The sequence below is a fragment of the Kineococcus indalonis genome, from assembly GCF_009906395.1.
GTDB classification, from domain to species: Bacteria; Actinomycetota; Actinomycetes; order Actinomycetales; family Kineococcaceae; genus Kineococcus; species Kineococcus indalonis.
Map to the genome: position 1 here is coordinate 1 of NZ_JAAALM010000518.1, position 2,805 is coordinate 2,805.

Below are 2,805 nucleotides of genomic sequence, written 5' to 3' on the forward strand. Positions count from 1 at the left end.
CTCCTGGGCCCGGCACGGGCCCCGCGCCCCCGGCGTCCCCGGGACCGGGCGGGGGCCCATGCACTACGTTGCGCAGGTGCCCCCGCCCGCGAAGCAGCCCGCCAGCTGGGCCTACGCCGAGCAGTTCACCGCCGAGGACGAGGTGCTGCAGTGGGCGCGGACCCGCGCCGCCGACCTCGGCTGCGAACCCGTCTCGCCGGGCGTGGCCGCGACGCTGACGGTGCTGGCGGCCGCCACCCGCGCGCGCACCGCCGTGGAGGTGGGCACCGGCACCGGCGTCTCCACCGTCAGCCTGCTGCGCGGCATGGCCGCCGACGGGGTGCTCACCACCATCGACGTCGACGGCGAGCGCCAGCGCGCCGCGCGCGAGGCCGTCGCCGAGGCCGGGGTGCGCCCCAACAGGGCGCGCATGATCCCCGGGCGCGCCCTGGAGGTCCTGCCGCGGCTGACCGACGCCGCCTACGACCTGGTGCTGCTCGACGGCGACGAGCGCGAGTACTCCGCCTACCTGGAGCAGGCCCAGCGGCTGCTGCGCCCGGGGGGGCTGCTCGTGGTGGACGACGCCCTGTGGAACGGGCGGGTGGCCGACCCCGCCGCCCGGGACGCCTCCACCGTCGCGCTGCGCGAGGTGGGCCGGACCCTCGCCGAGGACGAGCGCTGGGTGTCCGCGCTGCTGACCGCCGGCGAGGGCCTGCTGCTGGCGGTCAAGCGCCCCTGAGCCGCCCGGGCCGCGGTCCAGCCGCCCGGGCGGCGCCGGCCTCAGCCGGCCAGCGACTCCAGCCAGCGCAGCAGCAGGCGCGCGCCGAAGCCGGTGGCCCCGCGCCCGACCTCGTGCTCGGCGGAGTCCGCCCGGCCGGGGCCGGCGATGTCCAGGTGCGCCCAGCGGCGCCCGCCGGTGAACGGCTGCAGGAACTGCGCGGCCAGGATCGTGCCGGCGCCCGCGCCCGGCGCGGAGGCCACCTGCCGGGCGTCGGCGAGGTCCGAGCGCAGCAGCTCGGCGTACTCGGGCACCAGCGGCAGCCGCCACACGCGCTCCCCCGACGCCTGCGAGGCGGCGGTCAGCTCGGCGGCCAGGGCGTCGTCGGTGGCGAACAGGGCCGCGTGCCGCTTGCCCAGCGCGATCGAGGCGGCGCCGGTGAGGGTGGCGACGTCGACGAGGACGTCGGGGTCCAGGACCGCGTCGGCGTAGGCCAGGGCGTCGCCGAGGACCAGGCGCCCCTCGGCGTCGGTGTTGTTCACCTCGGTGGTGCGCCCGCCGTAGTGGCGCACCACGTCGCCGGGGCGGTAGGAGGAGCCGCCGAAGGAGTTCTCCGCCAGCGCCAGCAGGCCGGTGACCCGCACCGGCAGCTTCAGCCGGGCGGCGGCGGCCACCACGGCGAGCACGACGGCCGCGCCGGTCATGTCGGTCTTCATCGGCACCATCGACTCGCGCGGCTTCAGCGCCAGCCCGCCGGTGTCGTAGGTGATGCCCTTGCCGGCGATCACCACGTGCGGGGCGTCGGCGGCGCCCCGGCCGCGGGGGCGGTGGCGCACCTCCACCAGCGCCGGCGCGGAGGGCGAGCCGCCGCCCACGGCGAGCAGGCCGCCGAAGCCCTCGCGGCGCAGCTGCCCCTCCTCGCGCACCTTCAGCGTCAGGCCGTGCTCGGCGGCGGTGGCGCGGGCCCGGGCGACCACCCAGGCGGGGTCCTTGAGGTTGGAGGGGGTGGCGGCCAGGTCGCGGGCCAGGCCGCCGCGGCGCTCGGCCAGGGCCCGGCGCACGTCGGCGCTGCCCCACTGGTAGCGCACGCCCGCCCGCGCGCGCACCGGGCGCGGGTCGCGGCCCAGGGCGACCTCGCCCCACGCGGCGGGCAGGTTCGCGCCGGCGGCCACGGCCAGCGACAGGGAGCCGTAGAAGCGGGCGTTGAGGTCGATGAGGCGGGCGGGCCCGCCGGGCTCGGCGACGTACTGCAGCTCCGCCAGCCCGACCAGCTCCAGGGACGCCAGCAGCCCCTGCGCGCGGGCGGCGAGGTCCTCGTCGACCTCGACGGTGACGGCGCGGGCGCTGGCGCCGGCCAGCGGCGGCCAGATGCGCTCGGCGCTCTGCATGGACTCGGCGACCACGCCGCGCGGGCCGCGCACGGCGGCGTAGGCGATCAGCGTCCCCGGGTGCAGCACCTGCACCTCCGCCTCGCCGCCCAGGGCGCGGACCTCCTCGACGCGGCGGGCCACGGCGGTGCGGCCGGTGACGACGGTGGTGTCGATGCGCGGCGGGGAGCCGGCGACGTCGGGAGCGGCGTGCCGGTGGGCCTTGACGACGCAGGCGGTGCGCTCGTCGGGCACGTCGGCGGCGTCGAGCACGTCGGGCACGGCGATGCCGGCGGCGCGCGCGGCGCGGGAGAGCTCGGCCTTGTCCATCGCGCGCAGGAGCTGCTCGTGGGGGCCGTGCGGGACGACGGCGCCGGCGGCGGCGACGACGTCGCGGGCGGCCGACAGGGCGCTCACCTCCGCCTCGCCGGCGCCGAAGACGACGTCGTAGGCGCCGGCGCGCGCAATCGCGGCGACGGCCTCGACGAAGGCGCCCACGGGGTGCAGGTCGGGGACCCGGTGCGCGGCGGAGCAGGCGCGGGAGGAGACGGCCAGCCCGCGCCCGGGCCCGTCGGGGGCGGCGACGCCCACGGTCCAGCCGGCGGCGTGCAGGGCCCGCGCGGCGGCCAGCGCCCCGCGGCTCCAGCCCTGTTCGACGATGAGCGCTCGCACCCGTCCCGTGCCTCCTCCCGGGCGCCCCGGCGGCGCCCCGGCGCCAGCCTGTCGGGGCCGGGGCGGGCG

At 79.6% G+C, this 2,805-nt stretch carries 2 protein-coding genes; one reads left to right on the forward strand and one right to left on the reverse strand.

Features of this window, described 5'->3' with window-relative positions:
• Window positions 1-58 precede the first annotated feature (58 nt).
• The gene (locus GTR00_RS18265; RefSeq protein WP_166612998.1) at window positions 59-718 is read left to right on the forward strand and encodes an O-methyltransferase; all 660 of its coding nucleotides are present in this window, start codon (window positions 59-61) and stop codon (window positions 716-718) included.
• 41 nt (window positions 719-759) lie between these two features.
• Here the strand turns inward: GTR00_RS18265 and GTR00_RS23135 are convergent, their stop codons facing one another.
• A complete protein-coding gene (locus GTR00_RS23135; protein ID WP_205706143.1) occupies window positions 760-2,736 on the reverse strand; it encodes an ATP-grasp domain-containing protein in 1,977 nt (658 codons plus the stop codon).
• Window positions 2,737-2,805: the final 69 nt, after the last annotated feature.

Bases quoted from the DNA above. Each gene is read 5' to 3' on its own strand.
- GTR00_RS18265 (WP_166612998.1), top strand. From the start codon at position 59: ATGCACTACGTTGCGCAGGTGCCCCCGCCCGCGAAGCAGCCCGCCAGC.